This is a genomic window from Hydrogenophaga sp., assembly GCF_051007235.1.
In the GTDB taxonomy this organism is placed as follows: Bacteria; Pseudomonadota; Gammaproteobacteria; order Burkholderiales; family Burkholderiaceae_C; genus Hydrogenophaga.
Genome location: NZ_JBPCSJ010000133.1, coordinates 1 through 2,820, shown reverse-complemented (window position 1 = coordinate 2,820; position 2,820 = coordinate 1). Strand labels below are relative to the sequence as shown.

The following is a 2,820-nucleotide window of genomic DNA, read 5'->3' as shown; positions in this document are numbered from 1 at the left end:
TCCTGGACCAGCGCGGTGTTGATCAATGTCCCCGTGGGCTCTCTGTCTGCGACCGCCGTCAATGGATTCGAATACACACACAACTTTTCCGAAAAGCCAGCCACTGCCGTGTTCAACATGAGCAAGAGCGCGCTGAGCGACAGCAGCAGTGTGCGCATCTGTCACGTGGACCGCGTCGGTACCGTTTCTTGCGAAGCCCCAGCGATCACAGGCGACGACCCGCAGTGGACCTTCAAGAGCCCCATCACAAACCCGGGCCTCTACCTGCTGTCCGCATCAGAGGAACCACTGACCTGATGCGACCATCCGGCACGGACAACAAAAAAAGGCCCTGAAAGGGCCTTGTTTGTTTTGCGCCCAGCCGTCCAAAGGACCGCCGGGTGCCGGCATGGCGATCAGCCGCCCTTCTTGGAGCGCTTGCCGGGGTTCTTCTTGGTGCGGGTGGCGACACCGCGCTCCAGGCTCACGCGCTGGCCACGACCGGGCGTGGGCAGAACGACGCCGTTGGCGGCGGTGGGACGGGGGGTGGCGCGGCGGTCGGCTTCGGTGAAGAGTTTGTTGCCCATGGCAGTCTGTCTCTGAGGGGTGGGTTGAAAACCCGTTATTGGACCACAGACGCCAGCCCCCTCGCCCGCCCCGCCACGAACCGCTCAGCGGGCATTGACCAGGTTCCAGGGCGAGGCCGCATCGGTGGACAGCGCATCGTCGCGGTGCACCGGGTACAACCAGCCGGCCGCCGGGTCGCTCTGGGCCGAAATGTCGATGCGCGGCGCCTGCGCCGTGACCTGGCCGAAGATGGTGGCGAACGACGCGTCGGCCGCGTCGCGCCCGGAGCCGATGCGCACGAAACCCATGGGAATGGCGGTGCCCGAGGGGTCGAACAGGTACCAGCGGTGGCTCAGGTAGACCTCCACATAGGCGTGGAAGTCGGTCGGCCCCAGGGCCGGGTCGGCGCCGAAGTCGATCCCGGTGGTGAAGCGCGCCGGGATGTTCAGCGCGCGGCACATGGCGATCATCAGGTGGGCGAAATCGCGGCACACGCCCGCGTGGTTGTGCAGGGTGTCCAGCGCCGAGGTCATGGAGTTGCTGCTGTTGGACTGGAAACGCACCTGGCTGCGCACCCAGTCGCGCACCGCGATGACGCGCGCATGCCCCTGCGGCAGGGTGCCGAACAGCGCCATGGCCTGCGCGGTCAGGCAGTCGGACTGGCAGTAGCGGCTGGGGTACAGATACATCAGGGCTTCCGGTGGCAGCTGGGCCACCGGCGTTTCCATCACCAGCGCAGGCGCCTCGCTGTGGTGGGTGATGTCCAGCGTGGCGCGGTAACGCACCAGCAACGGGCCGGGCACGGCGCTCAGCCGCAGGGTACGGGTGAGCGTGGCCGGGTCGGTGTGGCTGGTCTGGGGCACGGGCTGGCTGACCAGCAGCTCTTCCCAGACCACGTGCTGCTGGCGCGTCTGAGCGCACTGCAGGTTGAAGATGAAGTCGGCCCCGGGCGGGGTGTGGACCTGGTACTGCAGGTCGATGGCGAGGTGGATACGGACCATGGGATCACGTTGAGATTCAGGAACAACCCAGGGTGCCGGCAGCGCCACAGGAGCGAACATTCCAGCGCGCTGAAAAGCCCATCATAGGCGCATGCAAGCTTCGGGCCATGGGCTTTGCCTGCACGGCCTTTGCCCAGGCGATAAGCTGCCGCCCATGCGCTCGCTGCTCACCACCTTCTCCTGGCAGGAACTGCGCCACCACCCCTGGCGCAGCGCGGCCGCGGTGGTGGCCGTGCTGCTGGGCGTGGCGCTGGCACTCGCGGTGCAGCTGATCAATGCGTCGGCCCTGGCCGAGTTCGCCAGTGCGGTCAGCACCGTCAACGGCCAGCCCGACCTGAGCCTGCGGCCGCGACAGGGCCTGCTGGACGACGCCCTGCACGAACGCGTGGCCGCGCAGCCTGGCGTGGCGCTGGCCAGCCCGGTGCTGGAGTTGCCCACCAGTGCCCAGGCCACATCGGGCCAACGCGTGAACCTGAGGCTGCTGGGGGTGGACGCTCTGACCGTGGCCGGTGTGTCGCCCGCCCTGATGCCCCGCCCCGCCGCGGGCGCTGGCCGAACCGATCTGTTCGCCCCGGATGCCGTGTTCCTCAACCCCGCGGCCCGCGCCGCGCTGGGCGATGCGCCGCAGCTGCAGGTGCAAAGCGGCCTGCAATGGCACCCGCTGCGCGTGGCCGGCACGGTGAACGCGCCGGGGGCCCCGCTGCTGGTGATGGACGTGGCCGCCGCGCAGGCGCTGCTGCAGCGGCCCGGCGCGCTCAGCCGCATCGACCTGCGCCTGGCCCCCGGCGCGGTGGTCGACGAGGTGCTGCAAGCCCTCGCGCTGCCCCCCACGGTGCTGGCGCAACGCCCCGAGCAGAACGGCGAACGCGCCAGCCTGCTCTCGCGGGCCTACCGGGTCAACCTCACGGTGCTGGCGCTGGTGGCGCTGTTCACCGGCGGTTTCCTGGTGTTCTCGGTGCTGTCACTCTCGGTGGCGCGGCGCCAGCAGCAGTTCGCGCTGCTGGGGGTGCTGGGCCTGTCGGCGCGCGAACGCATGCACCTGGTGCTGGCCGAATCGGCCCTGCTGGGGCTGCTGGGCAGCCTGCTCGGCGTGGCCCTGGGCACCGGCCTGGCCGCACTGGCGCTGCGGGTGCTGGGCGGCGACCTGGGCGGTGGCTATTTCGCCGGGGCCGCCCCCACGCTGCACTGGAGCGCGTCGGCCGCCGGGCTGTATGGCGCGCTGGGCGTGGTGGCCGCGGTGGCCGGCGGCTGGTGGCCGGCGCGGGCCAGCGCC

At 69.9% G+C, this 2,820-nt stretch carries 4 protein-coding genes; 2 read left to right on the top strand and 2 right to left on the bottom strand.

Annotated features, from left to right (window positions below):
• A partial coding sequence (locus ACR2JA_RS05085) for a hypothetical protein (protein ID WP_434008028.1) occupies positions 1–297 on the top strand: 297 nt, incomplete at its 5' end.
• 98 nt (positions 298–395) lie between these two features.
• On the opposite strand, the gene ACR2JA_RS05080 is transcribed toward ACR2JA_RS05085, so the two are convergent.
• Positions 396–566, bottom strand: a complete 171-nt coding sequence (locus tag ACR2JA_RS05080) for a hypothetical protein (RefSeq protein WP_434008027.1) — start codon at positions 564–566, stop codon at positions 396–398.
• Positions 567–650: 84 nt separating this feature from the next.
• Positions 651–1,547: a transglutaminase-like domain-containing protein gene (locus ACR2JA_RS05075; RefSeq protein ID WP_434008026.1), complete on the bottom strand. Its 897-nt coding sequence runs from the start codon at positions 1,545–1,547 to the stop codon at positions 651–653.
• Between the two features lie 154 nt (positions 1,548–1,701).
• On the opposite strand from ACR2JA_RS05075, the gene ACR2JA_RS05070 reads away from it, so the two are divergent.
• Positions 1,702–2,820, top strand: a 1,119-nt coding sequence (locus tag ACR2JA_RS05070; RefSeq protein ID WP_434008025.1) for an ABC transporter permease, incomplete at its 3' end; no start/stop codon positions are given.

Coding starts and splice junctions, on each gene's coding strand:
- ACR2JA_RS05075 (WP_434008026.1), bottom strand. CDS start 1,547: ATGGTCCGTATCCACCTCGCCATCGACCTGCAGTACCAGGTCCACACC.
- ACR2JA_RS05080 (WP_434008027.1), bottom strand. CDS start 566: ATGGGCAACAAACTCTTCACCGAAGCCGACCGCCGCGCCACCCCCCGT.